We start from the raw sequence: 1,328 nt of genomic DNA, 5'->3' as shown, positions 1-1,328 counted from the left end.
TCACTTATCTAAGCATGTGTCTCGCAATTAGCTGCAAACAACCTTTAGAAAATTATGCAAAATCAACAATCATTAAGAAAAGAGCCTATGCATTTAATCCATATTCTAGATTAAACGAAAAACAGAAATTGCTTAGTTCCCTTTATAACGCGAATATGATTGCATAAAAAAAGTCGAGAACGAAAAGATTCGCACCCGACTTTTTTATTATTTTACTTCTTGTTGCAACTTTTCATACTGATTAATAACTTCTTTCGTTACTTCGCTATTCTCCTCTAATTTACTGATTTCTTTTAACACATTCATTACACCATTTTCCTTAATCATCGCTTGAAGCTTTTGTGCTTCTTCATCCTCATTGAAATCAAATAAAAGTGCAGCAGCAATTGCCTTTGCTAGGTTTGAATACGATAAACCAGCTTTTTGTGCTTCTGTTGCAGGGCGAACTAATCTGTCCTCTGGTCCAAGCTTCCGGATTGGCCCACGGGCTACACGTGTAACAGCATCATTTAAATAAGGATTTTTAAAGCGTTCAAGGATTTTGTTAATATATTTTGTATGCTCCGCTTCATCTAATCCGTATTGCTTAATTAAATATGCTCCTGTTTCCTTCAAAGTTTCTTGAACTTGTTTCGCAATTTTTTCATCTGCCAATGTTTGATCGATTGTTGATTTACCACTTAAATACCCTAAATAAGCAATTACAGCATGACCAGTATTGACAGTAAACAATTTTCTTTCAATATATGGAGCTAAATCTTCAACAATTTTCATTCCTTGAACTTCTGGAATTATTTCACTCGTTTCAACAACCCACTCATAATATGTCTCAACTAAAACATCTAGAGAACCTTTATTATCTTGAATTGGGACTATACGGTCCACAGCCGAATTAAAGAAATAGATTCGACCGTCTAATTTCCCTTTTGTTTCATCATCTAAATGTTCGAGGATATGGTTTCTTAATATATCAGTTGCACCAATTTGATTTTCACAAGCAATGACATATAGTTTTTCATTTTGACTATTCACGCGTTCCTTCAATCCACGTGCAATTAATGGGGCAATTCTTGGTAATATATTCGGACCAATTGCAGTTGTAAGATATGTTGCTTGTTGAATTGCTTCAACAACCTCATTTTCTTGAGTCATATTATTTAGACCAGAGACATTATTTATTTTTGTAGTTTCACCTTTATCTGTTGCTAACTTCACTTGATAGCTCTTTTCTTCGTTTAACTGGTTAATAATTTGTTCAGCAATATCAACGAATGTAACATGATAGCCAGATTGAGAAAATAGCGCTCCTATAAAACCTCTACCAATAT

1 protein-coding gene is annotated in these 1,328 nt (G+C 33.8%); it reads right to left on the bottom strand.

Annotated elements, in window-relative coordinates; all coding sequences use genetic code 11:
• Nucleotides 1–207: 207 nt before the first annotated feature.
• A complete protein-coding gene (locus HU235_RS19650) occupies nt 208–1,326 on the bottom strand; it encodes a mannitol-1-phosphate 5-dehydrogenase (protein ID WP_233452311.1) in 1,119 nt (372 codons plus the stop codon).
• Between the last annotated feature and the right edge of the window lie 2 nt (nt 1,327–1,328).

Origin of the sequence: Metabacillus niabensis, from assembly GCF_902829255.1 — a bacterium.
GTDB classification, from domain to species: Bacteria; Bacillota; Bacilli; order Bacillales; family Bacillaceae; genus Metabacillus; species Metabacillus niabensis.
This window is presented reverse-complemented; position numbering and strand designations above follow the sequence as displayed.